The sequence below is a fragment of the Spirosoma aerophilum genome (genome assembly GCF_054782495.1).
The window spans coordinates 137,739-152,623 of record NZ_BAAGSJ010000013.1; the positions used below are offsets into that span (position 1 = coordinate 137,739).

Annotated in this window: 13 protein-coding genes; 8 read left to right on the forward strand and 5 right to left on the reverse strand. The window is 46.9% G+C overall.

The annotated features are described in order from the left end of the window. Positions 1-277: 277 nt before the first annotated feature. Entirely contained in the window at positions 278-484 is a 207-nt protein-coding gene (locus ACYVK4_RS12150) for a hypothetical protein (protein WP_461127783.1), read from the forward strand. Positions 485-1,164: 680 nt separating this feature from the next. On the opposite strand, the gene ACYVK4_RS12155 is transcribed toward ACYVK4_RS12150, so the two are convergent. Both ACYVK4_RS12155 and ACYVK4_RS12160 read right to left on the reverse strand, forming a co-directional pair. Continuing rightward, entirely contained in the window at positions 1,165-1,326 is a 162-nt protein-coding gene (locus ACYVK4_RS12155; RefSeq protein WP_461127784.1) for a hypothetical protein, read from the reverse strand. Positions 1,327-1,339: 13 nt separating this feature from the next. After that, positions 1,340-1,738, reverse strand: coding sequence for a T9SS type A sorting domain-containing protein (locus ACYVK4_RS12160; RefSeq protein ID WP_461127785.1), 399 nt, complete (start codon positions 1,736-1,738; stop codon positions 1,340-1,342). Between the two features lie 541 nt (positions 1,739-2,279). Between ACYVK4_RS12160 and ACYVK4_RS12165 the strand changes: the two genes are divergently transcribed. The 4 genes from ACYVK4_RS12165 (at position 2,280) to ACYVK4_RS12180 (ending at position 5,558) form a co-directional block, all read left to right on the forward strand. Next, positions 2,280-3,272 (forward strand): aldo/keto reductase, encoded by a 993-nt coding sequence (locus tag ACYVK4_RS12165; RefSeq protein WP_461127786.1) that lies wholly within the window; start codon positions 2,280-2,282, stop codon positions 3,270-3,272. 89 nt (positions 3,273-3,361) lie between these two features. Continuing rightward, positions 3,362-4,309, forward strand: a complete 948-nt coding sequence (locus ACYVK4_RS12170; protein WP_461127787.1) for a helix-turn-helix domain-containing protein — start codon at positions 3,362-3,364, stop codon at positions 4,307-4,309. Positions 4,310-4,408: 99 nt separating this feature from the next. After that, positions 4,409-4,657 (forward strand): hypothetical protein, encoded by a 249-nt coding sequence (locus ACYVK4_RS12175; RefSeq protein WP_461129589.1) that lies wholly within the window; start codon positions 4,409-4,411, stop codon positions 4,655-4,657. A gap of 439 nt (positions 4,658-5,096) precedes the next feature. After that, the gene (locus tag ACYVK4_RS12180; RefSeq protein WP_461127788.1) at positions 5,097-5,558 is read left to right on the forward strand and encodes a hypothetical protein; all 462 of its coding nucleotides are present in this window, start codon (positions 5,097-5,099) and stop codon (positions 5,556-5,558) included. Positions 5,559-6,038: 480 nt separating this feature from the next. On the opposite strand, the gene ACYVK4_RS12185 is transcribed toward ACYVK4_RS12180, so the two are convergent. After that, entirely contained in the window at positions 6,039-9,164 is a 3,126-nt protein-coding gene (locus ACYVK4_RS12185; RefSeq protein WP_461127789.1) for a carbohydrate-binding protein, read from the reverse strand. 831 nt (positions 9,165-9,995) lie between these two features. Between ACYVK4_RS12185 and ACYVK4_RS12190 the strand changes: the two genes are divergently transcribed. Together ACYVK4_RS12190 and ACYVK4_RS12195 are read left to right on the forward strand one after the other, a co-directional pair. Next, positions 9,996-10,340 (forward strand): hypothetical protein, encoded by a 345-nt coding sequence (locus tag ACYVK4_RS12190; RefSeq protein ID WP_461127790.1) that lies wholly within the window; start codon positions 9,996-9,998, stop codon positions 10,338-10,340. Between the two features lie 161 nt (positions 10,341-10,501). Continuing rightward, on the forward strand, positions 10,502-11,146 hold the full coding sequence (locus tag ACYVK4_RS12195) for a hypothetical protein (RefSeq protein ID WP_461127791.1): 645 nt from the start codon (positions 10,502-10,504) through the stop codon (positions 11,144-11,146). A gap of 319 nt (positions 11,147-11,465) precedes the next feature. Here ACYVK4_RS12195 and ACYVK4_RS12200 read toward each other — a convergent pair whose 3' ends face one another. Continuing rightward, on the reverse strand, positions 11,466-12,512 hold the full coding sequence (locus tag ACYVK4_RS12200; protein ID WP_461127792.1) for a hypothetical protein: 1,047 nt from the start codon (positions 12,510-12,512) through the stop codon (positions 11,466-11,468). Positions 12,513-13,060: 548 nt separating this feature from the next. On the opposite strand from ACYVK4_RS12200, the gene ACYVK4_RS12205 reads away from it, so the two are divergent. Continuing rightward, on the forward strand, positions 13,061-13,795 hold the full coding sequence (locus tag ACYVK4_RS12205) for a 3-keto-disaccharide hydrolase (protein ID WP_461127793.1): 735 nt from the start codon (positions 13,061-13,063) through the stop codon (positions 13,793-13,795). A 3-nt stretch (positions 13,796-13,798) separates the two neighbouring features. On the opposite strand, the gene ACYVK4_RS12210 is transcribed toward ACYVK4_RS12205, so the two are convergent. Beyond that, a complete protein-coding gene (locus ACYVK4_RS12210) occupies positions 13,799-14,830 on the reverse strand; it encodes an aldose epimerase family protein (protein WP_461127794.1) in 1,032 nt (343 codons plus the stop codon). Between the last annotated feature and the right edge of the window lie 55 nt (positions 14,831-14,885).

Genomic DNA, 14,885 nt, shown 5'->3' on the forward strand with positions numbered 1-14,885 from the left:
ACAAAATCTCAGCCCAACCAAATGAGTGTGTAAAGGTTCAGGTACGTATGTTCAGGTAAGTTTTCGCCCACCATCAACACTCATAGTCGTTGGGTGAACCGGCCATGCAAGTGGCGCCGGGCGCGTATCGGGCGACAGGATAAGTAACTGACAATGAGTGTTCTTTTGCTGGTGTTTCGCATTCCGGTCGACAGATTAAGTAATTGATAATGAACGATACATCGCCTGCGTTGGGCTGATACTTCCCCTGACAGGTGGGCTACCTGTCGCACAAAAAGTGAAAAACCTTCTATTTTTCTGCCTCTTGCTGGCCGGTTGCCAAGCCAAGAACGAGCAACAATCAAAAGAGCAACCATCAAGCGTCACCATCAACGGCAAGGAATACACCGATTCCGTAGCAGTCGATTCTGCTGGGAATCAAGTTCGGGTTAAGTCTGGTAGTGTCGAGGTGTCGGGCAGTGGTAACAAGGTAGATATTAAGTAGTAGTGTCTTCATGCTCGGCTTGCTTGGCTATGTTCGTTGTTGGTTGGCTCTGCTTGATCCACTTACCTCGGACAGGAAACTATCCGGCTAGCTAATGCGGCACCCAACGTGGCAGAGGGTGTAAAGGTTGTCACGTACCTGACCCGACCGTGAAAACCAGCAGGCTATGAGCCGTTAAGTTTTCCAGTAATAACCATCGCTCCAAGGTTTGTTGGTCAATTGTGAAACCCGGTGTAGTGTTCGTTCAGCGACTTGCTGAATGACAGCCATCTCTTTAAATGATAATTTCAGCAGCTCGGCTCGCTGATCCACTTGCTGAGTTAGCGCGCCCTTTTGGACCTGTTCGAAAGGCGAAGCTAGTGGCTCGCTAAGGTTGGTAAAGGGTCGTTGCTGGCCCGGCTGGTTGAGAAACGCGTGGCTTTAGCGAAGTAGGTGAGGAACCCTGATCAGGCGGCTGAAAGAGAATAGCCATAGAAATAATTATGTACCAATAGTGGTACAGTAAGTCAACTGCAAAAAAGCAGTACTACTGCATGAATAGTCGTTCGAGAGAGATTCTCTTTGAAACGAAAAACGGCTATTTATATCTGCTTCAAAAGCCGGGCCTTTTATCGATCGTTTACAAACTATAGGATCACGAAAACCTGGTTTATCTGACCACTCAGTTGAAACGTGAATGGTCAGATAAACCAGGTTTTCGTGATCAGTTGCCGGTTCCTGCATCGGTTCTCCGGGAAGAAGCCCATCCGAAAACAGGCTTTCGATTCACCCGGACCGATTGAGTACCCCAACCCCGTGTCAGCTGGGAAATCGGCCGGTGCGGGCGGGTTGACGAAGAGCAAGGGTTGCAAAGGCTTAGTTCAGAGCCACCAACCGGTCCGATGTTGCCACCGGCTGGCTTGAGATCGTAACGGAGCGGGTGGTGACGTCTCTGCCATTGGAAATGACCACCTGATAGGCGCCATCGGACAGCTCACTCAGATCAAGCCGCAGACGAGCAGATGTTTGTTGCTTCCCGATTTGTTGATCAAAAAGGACGTCCCCTTTCTGATTCACCAGGCGAACGGTTAGGGCCCCGCCGGTTTGTTTATCGAGGGCAATTTGAAGCTTGCCTTCGGTCGTAGTATAGATACCCGTTTGGTAAGTGGCCACCTGGGTGGGTTTACGAGCAGGTTGGTTTTCGGCCTGGGTAACCGAGGAGCTGGTTGCCGTTAAAGAAGCCGCCAGAAGCAGGGTGGTGAGGAGCGTTTTCATGAGCAATTAAGTTTGGTTGTTTTTATCCGTTTTGGATGAATCAAAGGTCGCTCCGAGGCTCAGAAGAGGCTGTCACAAATGAGTCAACTACTGGTAGTTTTGTGCCATGCGTAGTTGACGATGGTGTTTGGCAATCGTTAAAAAGGAATCGTCAACAATGACGCCCTCAATAGACTTCGACGATTCTACTGTCACAATTGGGCCGTTTGAAAATACGCTTTCATAAAAGGTAGTCTGGGGCTGATATTGGCATACACAAAAAGGACAGGCCGCCCCTGTGGTAAAATTCCAACCACAGCGGTGGGCCGAACCTATCTAAAAGGTGAACGATGTTATTTAACATAAGACACGTTTACTAAAATAATCACTCCTTTTCACTGGCTCACCTCAAAGGGTTCAGGACAGTCTGCTTTGACATATCTGTCTGGATTCGTTGCCGGTGCCACGTTTTGTATTGCATAAACCGCATTTCGTGTAGCTGCTACCGAGGGCCTTCCCCTGACCTTTGTCGTGTAATTAACCAGTCAAACCACAAGACGATATGAATAAGTTAACCAAAGTAGCGCTCGGTAGTCAGGGTTTAGAGGTCTCCGTACAAGGCTTGGGCTGTATGGGCATGTCTGACTTCCCCGGCGGCACTATATATGGTACGCCCGACGAACTCGAAAGTATTGCCACGATTCACCAGGCGCTTGAGCTCGGGGTAACCATGCTCGACACGGCAGACGTGTACGGCCCCTTTACCAACGAACAGCTAGTGGGTAAAGCGCTGGCGGGTAAACGCGACCAGGTCACGATTGCCACTAAGTTTGGTTTCGAAGTTGACGATGCGGGTACGATTACCTACGCGTTTAATGGCCAGCCTGCTTACGTCCGAAAGTCCATTGAGCGATCATTGAGGAACCTCAAAACGGATTACATCGATCTGTTTTATTTGCACCGGTTAGATCCTAATACCCCTATCGAAGATACCGTGGGTGCCATGGCCGATCTCGTGCAGGAGGGTAAGGTTCGCTATTTGGGCTTGTCTGAAGTGCCCTCCGATATTATCCGGCGGGCGCATGCAGTACACGCCCTTACGGCCATCGAGAGTGAATATTCGCTGTTTGATCGGGGCGTAGAAATAACGGGTGTGCTGGAAACAACGCGGGAACTGGGTATCGGCTTTGTGGGCTACTCGCCTTTAGGACGTGGATTTCTGTCTGGTGCGATTAAATCGCCGGATGATTTCGAACCCAATGATTCACGCCGAATGTTTCCCCGCTATCAAGGCGACAACTTTTACAAGAACCTGGAGTTAGTTACTAAGCTGGAATCAATGGCCGAAACCAAAGGGGTTTCCGCTTCGCAACTGGCCCTGGCTTGGGTACTCGCTCAAAACGTAGTGGCTATCCCTGGAACGAAAAGACGGACATACCTGGAAGCGAACGTAGCCGCTGCCGCTATCACGTTGAGCCCCTCGGAGCTCGACGAAATCGATGCGATTCTGCCGGTGGGCAGTGTAGTGGGCTCTGCCTACCCCGTTTTTAGCTAAACTGGAAATTCCAGTTTCGGGTTGTCAGTGAACCCTGTCAGGAAATCTGACAACCCGAAATGGATTGTAATACATGGTGCTATTTACGGATGAAACAAAAGACCAACGACATTCAGACGCTGCACACCGTCACTGAGTATACCCGGTTTTACGGTCTGCCCGCCCCCACGCATCCGTTGCTGACCCTGATTGATTTAGGAGCGGCTAACCAACAGGCGGTGGCCCGGGGTGGTAAGGTGGTACCCAATCCGGTAGCCCTTCGGTTGTATACGATTTTTTTAAAGCGAAATCTGAACGGTTTGCTATACTATGGGCATCGCCCCTACGATTTTAGTGAGGGGGTCATGGGCTTCTCGGCGCCCGGTCAGGTATTCGCGGTCGATCCGTCCCTGGACACCACTCAGGTGACCGGCTGGATGCTGGTATTCCACCCGGACTTGCTGAGGAAATACCCAATAGGCAAACGAATAGGTAGCTATGGCTTTTTCTCATACGCCGTGCATGAAGCCCTCCACATATCGGAGCAGGAAGAGGTTCAGCTTAGCCGATTGCTCGACAACCTGCGGGCGGAGTGCGAACGACCCATCGACGCCTTCAGTCAGGACGTACTGGTAGGCCAGATTGAGTTGCTGTTGACCTACGCCGACCGCTTCTATACCCGTCAGTTTGTTACCCGGCGTTCCGTTGAGCACGACCGTGACGAAGGATCGGTATTGAGCCGATTTGAGACTTTATTGACGGACTATTTCGCACAGGAGGCTGACCAGCCTTTACCAACCGTTCAGTTGTTTGCCGATAAGCTGAACGTATCCCCTGCCTATCTAAGCGATCTGCTGCGCGTGCTGACCGGTCAGAACACGCAGCAACACATCCACCAGGCGCTGATCGAAAAAGCTAAATTGCTGCTGCTGACAACGTCGCTGTCGATCAACGAGACGGCGTTTCAGTTGGGCTTCGAATACCCACAATATTTCAGCCGACTGTTCAAAAGTAAGACGGGACTCAGCCCGGTAGCCTATCGTTTCTCGGTGCAGTAGAGATCGGGTACAAGCAACAACTAACGCATATAATGACCCTGACTGATTACCGCGCACTGGGTCGCTCCGGCCTAGTGGTGACCCCTTTATACCTGGCTTCTGGCCAAACCCGGTGTTGCCGCGCCGATCCTGGGAATTCGCCAAATTGAGCAGCTCGCAGGTAATCTGTTGGTACTTACCACGCAGTTTACGGCTGATCAGCTTGCAGCATTGGAGGCCGTTTTCAAACTAAACCTATTTTGTACGCCAGGCCTGAAAAGATGCTTTTCGGCGGAGAAACGTTCAGGCATGGCCGTAAAAAGCTTTTCATATGCGATGGTTTGCTTTAGTTTGACAGAGATTAACTAGTTAAGGCCTCTTAAAACGTTTCAATCGTTTGACATTCGTCGCATGCCCGTACGAACTGTTTGTAATCTATCAAACTCAATCCATCACTTACGCTACGTTCGCTGGTAGGGCCACGGGCACGGTTATGATCCTATATACTCCCTCTGTCGGGTAACCGGGAGCATATTTGGCTGTGGGCAAACAGCCTAATAATCGCCGTTGTATAAAGGAGTAAGTTATAATCATTTAGTATTATAACTAGTTTTTTTTATCTAGTTTTAGAGTGGTGGATAATCGGCTATAATTCCTATTCGTATGGTTGTCTAATATAAGATTTTTACGGGGGTAGCCTACTGCCGACAGGGTGAAGTTGCTATGATATCAATTCCTTTAATAACTTACTCCATTAGAAAGCCATAACGAATAAATTAATCTTTTAACAAGTAAGAAGAACTTCATCATGACTGACCCTCTCTACCTGTTGGCCTTGGTCGGATTCGCGCCTGCTTTGGTGAGTGTTTTAATTGCCGTCCTGTTTAAATATTATATTAAGCCCCATAAGCCTGATACCTTCAAACAAACGCTCAAATTTGGATTGCTGGGCACACTTCTTGGGCTAGTGATCTTTGGCATCCTCTGGACTATCCACAAAAACGAAACCAACAGCTGGGCAGCACCCGGCGATATCTCCATTATCCCATTTTATACGATGTTGGCCGGTGTCATGTTGGGCGTTTATTTGACCAATCGGACCGCTTTTACTACTGGTAAGGCCAGCAGCTATGGCGCCCTGGGTTTTGTCTATTTAGTTCTGGGTATTGGGTTTGATAATCCTTATTCTAAAGCAGTCTTCCTGATTGTTTCACTCCTGTTCTTTGGCCTTGCCCTCCGTGTACGCCTGAAGAATAAAGCAGCGTCATGAACCCGCTTAGCCAGCCCCACAAGAACAACATCTTTCGAAATGCAAGCTCAAAAGTAGGTGAGGTACCATCGTAAAGCCGCGCCGACTGGCAGACTTCGGGCCCATTGGTGAGTATTCCCATTGATAGGTTAAACGCCCGTTTCGGGATGTTTGAACGGGTGGGGCAGGTTGCGTAAAAACGTAACTGTTTGTATGTTTAAAAAAATACAATGAGTGTTTTGTTCTCACGAGCGGTGTATCGCCAATAGGAAATTACTGGAATGGTAGGGTACATAAACTCAAAACCGATATTTTTTAAAAACCTGAGTCCGGTTGAATACAGGGATACTGTATTCAACCGGACTCAGGTTTAATTCAATGTACTTGTTCAGTGGTCCCTGTAGCACACGACCTTTACCTGGCTGGAGCCAAAGGGTAAAGAAGGGAATTTAGGGTGCTAACCTATGTCGATGACAACGATAAAACAGGTGCTGAAGGTCGTTATTGTACTTTTATCATTTTTCGATATTCAATATTATTACCCTGCTTGATTTCAACGACATAGAGACCAAAGGGTAACGCGTCAATCGAGATTTTTTGAACAAGTGCCGAATCTGATTTTAACAGACTGTGCTGTTGGTGAACCCGCCCGGTGCCTGTATCCAGTATTCGTACCTCTAAGTTATCCACGCTGCCATTGTTCAGGGAGATGGTCACTTCGTCGACAGCTGGATTTGGGTAAAGCTGAAGCGTCTTGAGGGAACGATCAACATCATCTACGGTGGTTTCGGCCACCCGGCCACTGCCCGTCGACGGGATAACAAAAATTGGTGTTTCGGTCACCGTCAACGTTACAGTTCCATTTGAGACGGGAACTGACCGGCTAGCCATCTGGTCACTGTTGGCAGTTGGCGTATAGACGGTAGCGGTTGTCACCGTTGAACCCAGGTTGAGGGTGTAGTTGGCAGCTCGTCCTTTTTCATCCGGCACCACCAGCGCGTAGGCCGATTTGCCGTTCAACTCGTAGCGGTCCACTACCGGATCATTATTAATCGTTTCCTTGAAATTGTATTCACCCAGCAGCTTGTTGGTCTGGAACATGTAAGTGGCTGCCAGAGTAGGAGTTCTGTCAGAATTGATCAAGCCCTGCGAACCGAATCGGGTTTGGCTGGTTGGATCATCGGAATACATCTGGTAGAAGAATACTTTATCGATACCCAGTCGTGCGTATAATAGCGCTGTGCGAAGAATCCAGTCGGCCTGCGTTTGTTTGACTGTCTTATTGCCAACGGCAATTGCCCGTAAGGGGCTGCCCTCGTTCACATCATATCCTGTTTCAGTCACCCAAACAGGCATGTCGTAGGAAGCGTCGTGTGCCAGTTTGAGAAACTTCCTGGCTACATTGGGTACCAGGCTTATTTCAGGGGCTTCACCCCGGGTACCATATCCACTCTGGGTCGAGTTGGCATCATCGGGGTAGAAATGGTAATTGATAACATCCCAGCAAAGATTTACACTGCCATCTGCCTTGTAACCCCGGTATTGCTTGCACCAGTCAATCATCCCGGCAATGTAATCGGTTCCGGTTGTGGCCAGTGCCAGTCCCCCAATAACGACTTTCATGTTGGGATCAGCGTTCTTTACGCCAATCCCACGACCCATCGTGTTTTTGTGGCCGTCGTAGAACGCCGACAGGTTAGCTGCATATTCGCGGGCAGTCTGGTACGCCTTACGGCCCTTCCACCATTTATCGCGTTCGTTATCGCACTCGATGTATTTAACCAGATCCAGACCAATTTTGACCGTGTTGGGCGGGTCGTTCGTCCAGCGTGATTTGGAATTAACGCTCAGCAGCGAAGGGTCCACATTCTTATTGCTTCCGTAACGGGCTGCGTATTGAAAGCCCAATTGTGCCTGCTCCCAGTAAGAATATGGATCGGTAAAACTCTTTCCATAGCGAACCGGTACATTCTCGCTGTCTTTCTCCGAATCCGGATAGGTGTTGATCATCCAGTCGGGCATGGTTTTCAGGCAAGCCAGTACAACTTTTCCCTCCGCTTTGCAGCGCTCATAAATCGCATCGAAGTTCCAGCCACCACTGTAGGAGGGATTGTAGGTAAAGCTGCCAGGGGTCGATTCCAGCTTCTGCCAGTCCAGATAATGGCGAAATCCCGTAAAGTATTTAGCTGCCTGCCATCGATTTTCATCAATTTGAGTTGGGGTGTTGGGGTGCTCAAAATCCCACTCAAAAGCGTTAATGCCAAACATGTCTTTCAGCTTGACGGATTTTCTGGGAACGGGAGTTGGCTGTTTGCCGGCTACGTACGAGCCATAAAACTCAATTTCGGTTGGATAAACGTTGTTGGTGGTTGTGAGCACCAAATAGCGAGCGTTTGTAACGTTTATATCTAATTTATAGAGCGCATCGCCACTTCGCTGCCGGTTGAGGTACGGTCCCATCCAGGTGTTATACTGACCACCTACGTAGTTTGCAATGACCGTACGCTGCCATTGATCATTGATGACCGACAGGACCATGGGTGTTTCAGCTGCCCCTCCCTGACCGCTGTAGAGCCGGATGCTTTCAATCGTCATTGACTCGCCATCTGCCAGTGGGTAAAAGGCGTCAAAGCTAGGCAGTATTTTACCCCAGCCGGTTGTTACGCCCACATCGGTCTTCCCGTCGAATAGGCCTTCCAGTCCATTACTGGTATTGTTGAGCTGGTACCACCGGGAGCCGTCAATGGGAATTTTACGATTCGCCGTCAACGATGTTGCGGGTAACATGATCTGCATCCGGCTCACAGGGTTAGCATCCAGATACGTATCGTTGCCGAGTTGAGAAGCCGTTATAATGGCTGATCCGGCTGATACGGGAGTTGCTTTCCAAACGCCCGTAGCATCCGAAACGGAAACAACGGCTGGGTTCGATGAGCTGAAGGTAATGGGCGTTGCGGTATTGTTGCTGGTCGCTACCAGGTTGAACGGTGCCGCATTGAAAGGCTGATCGACCAGTGGGTCAAAGGTAATGGTTGCTGGTGTCGTGGCGAGCCGACCACTGGTGACGTTCATCCAGTTGAAGTTGAACAACCCTCTGACGGCGTAAACACGCAGCGTTTGTGTACCGGCGGGCAGGTTAGCTGTGGCATTAACGGTTTTCCAGAACTGAAAGCCACCGGTCAGGGGCACATCAAAGCCGAGTAAAGGGCCGCCGTTGGCATTACGCAATTCAATTCGGCCATTTCCATAGCCATTGGCAACGCGAAACTGAAATGTGTAAAGTCCGGCTGCCGCTACATTGACGGTATAATCCATCCAGTCGTTATCGTCGATCCATCCTACGTTAAGTCCCCCGCCCGCATCGGTGGTTGTTTCGGTCTGGACTCCTTTCATCGCACTGTAGCCTTCCGCTTCGATTTTACCGGGAATATTGAAGGTTGCTGTGGGAGCTAACTCCTTCTGGCTGGACTGAACGAAGGATGTATGCGTCTGATGACTGTTACTGAAAGGCTCGCTTATGAATTGCGCAATTGGTTTTGGCAAACTGCCATTACCTGATTTTTGTGTTGATACACCTAAATTTAGAAAGTATAACGCGAAGGCTAAATAAAAGGAAGTTACGTTCATGAATCGTTACAGTGAGGGCTGGTCCCTTCATTAAGTAGTTGGAAAAATCAATTGGAAAGTACGTGGGAGAACGACTAGAAATGGGTCTGGCTTTTAGGTAATAAAGCACAGACTTTAGCAGTTTTAGAAGAGCGATTAATGTAACGTCAGATCAGTACGGTATACAATCAAGAGGACTGTAATTAGCTAACCAGGAATGATTGGAAGGGATAAGGCCAGACGAATCGGTCAGGCAACTTGTTGCATTAAGGTAAGAATAGTGGTAATTCATTGGATAAAAATAGAGATTGATAGTTAATAGGTTATACCATTTAATCAACAAATATAGGGAGCTGGACTGAGACTGGATTAATAAAAAATGAAACTCTATTAAAGATTTATTTGAATAGTAGTTTAGTAAACTTAGTGTGTTGTAAATATGTATATCTATAAATCTTATAAGGCATTTTTTGTATATAAAAGAGTCAGTTGTTGTCATATGGTAATATCAAGGTATTAGTACTCATGAGGTTAGGTTTGGTAAAAAGGTGGGTAATTACGGCCTTGTCGTCAAACGGATACCTATATAGGTAATGGTGCAAGTTTGACAAAAACTAAATGGAGAAAATCAATAGACATTACAGCCAGGCATTTAACTAGGTTATTCTGAAGTTGCCAAATGCATCTATTTCGTTGCCTTAATTAAGTCTATATTTGTGGTGGACCGTTTGCTTACAAAAGCAGTGTTTTAAAACAGTAATTTCTCCTCTACAGTACTCAAGTGACAGTTAAGAGTCGGTAATAGCCTTTAAGTGTAGGCTTTGAAATGAATAACAACAGTTAATTAATAACATGCCACAACCAACCCTTGAAACACCGATAGCTACTCAATCTGAATGGAAAGTTGGTGATTTGCTCCACGTTCAGTACACACCCTCCCCAGCGTTGAAGATTGCAGAAGTAGCCGAAAATGGAATTGTTTATGCCATCTATGATGATGATGATACCGATCATCCTGTTGGTATCCTGACCAGGTCAGGCCGGATTATTCGTATGCCAGGTTCAGGCGACAAAGTCAGGTTTATTAAAACGACATCATTCGATTATCCCTTTACAGATTTACCGCAATTAAGAGCCGACTGGAAGAAAGGGATGTTTGATGGCTACTTTGGCGAGGAGGATGAAAGAAGTGAATAAGGAAGTGTTAGCAGTTCTATCAATTCTATAAGCAACCCTGCTCCAACAACTGAGATACACTTTTTTCGGGTAAGCCTTAGGTGGCCAGTACCTTGAACGGGAAGCTACATTTACATTCATTTGTCATTCGACTGTTTATCCGTAAAACGTGTATTTCCATCATGCGCTTCCCTTCTATCATTGCGGCCCTTGTTCTGGTCACCGGCCTCTCGTGTGCCTCCCGGGAAAAAGAATCATCTCGTTCAGTAAATGCTATTACGGCGACAACCGCCGATAATATCGTGCAGACCATAGCAGCTAAATCTGTTTCGAATAAGCGGATTAGTAACGAGACGGGTGTGCTCAAACAAGTTGAAGACTCAGGCTACCCGCTTGCCACGCTGACGATCGAATCCCCCGACGGGAAATCGACTGAAGAGTTTACGGTAAATATGGAAGAGGTAGAGGGGGCTCAGTTGCCCACCCTTACAGAGTGGGTAGGTAAAATCGTGTCTTTCACCTACACCAGTGAGCCTGTCAATGCGTTGCTCGATCTACAGGTGGGTGGGAAGTCGATACTGAAGGACAACGATGTGAGGATTGATGCGGATACGAAAAAGATAGCAGGAATACTTAAAGGAGCCGATGAAGAAACAGCGGGGGATCTTCCGGGGATGATTACCATTACCACTGCTGCCAACCTAACGCTGCGCTTTCCCTTTTTCATCACGAAAGAGCTCGTAGATGCTAACGGGTCTGTTGTGGTGGGTTTCTATGAAGAGCGTACGGAGAATACCATTACGGCTATTAAGTTGGTGTCTAAGTAAGTAAGGGGGATCTTGTCGTATTATTCCTGAGATTACGTATCACACCAATCGACTTTAAGTATGTATCAAAAAATAGCTTTTGTGCCGGTTTAAGTATATTGATTCTATACGGGAATGATATAATTTAAAATCCAGTTTTACTCCCTAAAAATGAATGCTGGTTTCGTATTCATTTATTTCAGAATGTATGATAGTACTTATAACGTATAACTGTCCTGCCTGAAAAACGTGAAATTTTAAATAATAATATCTTTCAAGAATTAAGCACAAAACAACTAAAATTCAGTTGAGTTGTTTTGTGCTTAATTCTTGAAAGATATTACTGATTCTGTCCGTTACAACCTGGAGTTACAATATTGATACTACTAGTTACACTGAAGCCTATATCTGCAGTTGCTGAATTTCCCTTTATTTTCCCAGTAAGGTTAATCGTATGGGCACCTTCTCCCAAAGAGTAAGGAATTGCATCTACTAACGCAGAAGCTAAGTCTTTACCACCAACGCCACCATTATTATTACCTGGCTGAGAGTCGTTATTTAAAATAGATGTAGCATCGCCATCTACAAGAAGGCTTGTAGTTCCGTTTGAGCCTGCGTTTGTTACATACATAAAGTTCTGACCAAATACGAGGTGTGAAGACACACTTGTGGGCACGCCATCGACAGTAAGAACTAAATCCTGGACACGACTAATCGGGTCGCCATTTATATCCACGCCTTCGTCCAAGCTGAAAGAATATTTTTTAGGAAATTGTTTCGACGACATAGCCGATTCCCCAGCAATGGTTGCACTGACTGGAATTGTTGCTGTTCCATCAGTATTGTCTTGAAATAAAGGCCATGCTGTGTAGGGTGCAACGGGGTCACTAGTGGTAGGGGCGATTGTATAAGTAAATGTAAATTCAAAATTTCCTCTGCCATTCAAACCAGCAGCTGTTTCAGTCTGTGTGTATGTGGTACCTGATAATGTTGCACCACTTAGAAATCTGCATTTGTTGTCGCTGATTAGAGCTTTAAGTTTATTGACATTAGGGGCTGGAGCTAATGGGGCTGCTGGTGTGTTTGAGATGTTGCAGTTGGTTGGGCTGCCATTACAGTTTGTTGGTACGCCTGGGCTGATAGTTGTGGTGAAATAAGTTGCGGCAGCAGTCTCATCAAATTTGTAAACTTTTGATCCAGATACTGAGTAATCGCCGGATGCGAGCAATTTAACCATAATTCCTTGGCCCGTACTTGTGCCGCCACCACCAGCGGCAGCTACCCGGCCTGAACCGGTTGCTTCATCTGTTGGTAAGTTCTTCTCACAGGAAAGGAAGCTAAGGCAACAAATGCCGATAGCCAGGGCGGGGATAAAATTAACCTTCATATTTATTATGCGTTTTAGTATGATACCAGCATACAGTGTCTGGTTTACGTTATGAAGTAAGCTGTATTGTCCAACATATTATAAGGCTATCATTTCTGTAGATAAAGTATTATTTATTATAAGGTTATTTATATATGACTTGGAGTATGTATATATTATATGTAAAAATGGTTTATATATTTAAAAAGTAAAGTTTATATTTATTAATTAACTAATAGTAAACTATTAGTTAATTAAATATTCAATATGAAAAATTATTTATGTGATTAAAATATTATTAAAAGGTAAGTGTTTTTTTAAATTTTAATTACTTTTTAATGTGACTAAGGGTATTTATTGGCGTGTTAAAAAAGCTAAAATTCCTGTTACTTTTTTATAAGGAGTAAATAGTAAATCTTTGCTTTACTGTCTTATATCAAATGGTTAGCTTCGGGAAAGTGATTTTACATACGGATTAATCGCTTCACGTTCTATGTATATAAAAATTGCCATATAAGGAGTTATACAGTTTATGTGTCTTTTGTTCGCTTAATACAATCCAATTTATCATGCTCCCCAAGCTCATTTCTATCAGCTTTTTGTTATGTCTCTTCATTATAAGTACACAGGCCCAGCCGCTCAATACGTTGTCGGCCCAGGAACAAAAGGAGGGCTGGAAACTCCTGTTTAACGGTCGTGATCTATCCGGCTGGCATAAATACGGTGCCAAAGGAGCCAAAGTGGGAACATCCTGGAGAATCGATCAGGGAGCTTTGAATCTGAACGTGCCCAACCGGGTAGGTAACAAAGCGCCTGATGGGGGCGACCTGGTGACGGATGCTGTTATCACCGGTGATTTTGAGCTCAAGGCTGAGTGGAAAGTAGAGCGGTTTACCAATAGCGGTATCTTCTTATTTGTTCAGGAAGAGCCGCAATTCAAAAATATTTTCGATACTGGTCTGGAGCTTCAGGTGCTGGACGATGCCATTTATGAAGGTGCCGATGAAAACAAGCACCGGGCGGGTGATTTCTTCAGTGTGGCCAATGCCCGTGTGCGGGAGTTACAACCGGTTGGTGGCTGGAACAAAGTGCACGTTGTCGTTAAAAAGAACAAACTGACCGTTTCGCTGAATGGGTTCAGTATTCAGGAACACGACCTGACCAGTGCCGAGTGGAAACAGCGTGTTGCTTCCAGCAAACTCAAAGATGCCCCAATCAGTAAAGGTCGCTTTACCGGGCGTATTGGTTTACAGGATTGGGGCAGCAGTGTCTGGTTTCGAAATATCAAGATGCGCTCGCTCTGAAGGTTAGTCGAGTCGCACCCAGATCGTACCCGAAAGGGCTTCGCCGGGGTTCAGGATAACAAGTCCGTCGCCATTGTTGAAGGCGTCGACATTGGCCGTAAGCGGTTCAATGGCAATGCCATCGCGCCGTACGGGGGTAAAACAAACCAGGTAGTTGAGTTTCCCTTCACCGGTTTCCTGCCCAACAATCAGGCGAACGCCTGTGCTGCCTGACGTAAGAACCGTTTCGGCGAAAGATTCAGGACTGGCCGGGTCGCTGGTTGGTTCAATGGCAAACGCCGTGTCCAGCTTCTGGTCGCGCAAACTGATCTGACCTGCCTGTTCGGTTGCCATCTTACCGTCCGGAATCATTCGCTCGTTGAGGATAACCGGCGTACGGGTTGGTAACGATAAACTCATCTCGTCGATCAGCTCTTCGGAAAGTGAGAAGTAGGGATGCCAGCCAAAAGCGGCCGGACAACGCGTAGTGCCCGTATTGATGGCCGAATAACTAACCTCCAGCGCACACATGCGGTCGTCGGCAGCTGCGCTCCCACGCGCCAGCAGATTGGCCTGAACTAGTTTATACGAAACAGTCAAAATAAACGGGAAAGGATAACCAACGGTATCTCCTTTGTAAGTATACCGAATAACCAACTGGGCGTAGGTCGACGTAACTTCCTGACTGATCACCGAAAAATCGCGGCCGTGCACAAAGCCATGCAGGGCGTTATCATGCTTTACCTCATTCAGCTTTAATGCGTAATCTTGCCCTTCGAAGTGGTAGATACCATGCCGAATGCGGCTTGGAAACGGATACATCAGGGCACTTGCGTAGCCTTCGTCGGTAACCAACGCCTGTGGTGAATCGGGGGCGATGATCAGGGGAAGGAGGTGCTTTCCCTTTCGCAATACCAATCGGCGGAGAATACCGCCATAGCCCGGTAAAATTGTGATAAACTCACCCGTTTCGGTATGTTCGAGTATATATTCTTTGAGCGGTTCGGTAGCGGAAGGCAGTGTGCCAAACGGCTGGGTTGATATCTGAAAGGGCATAAGATATACGTCACAGTCTGAAAAAACAGGTCTTATGCCGGAGCACCAGACCACT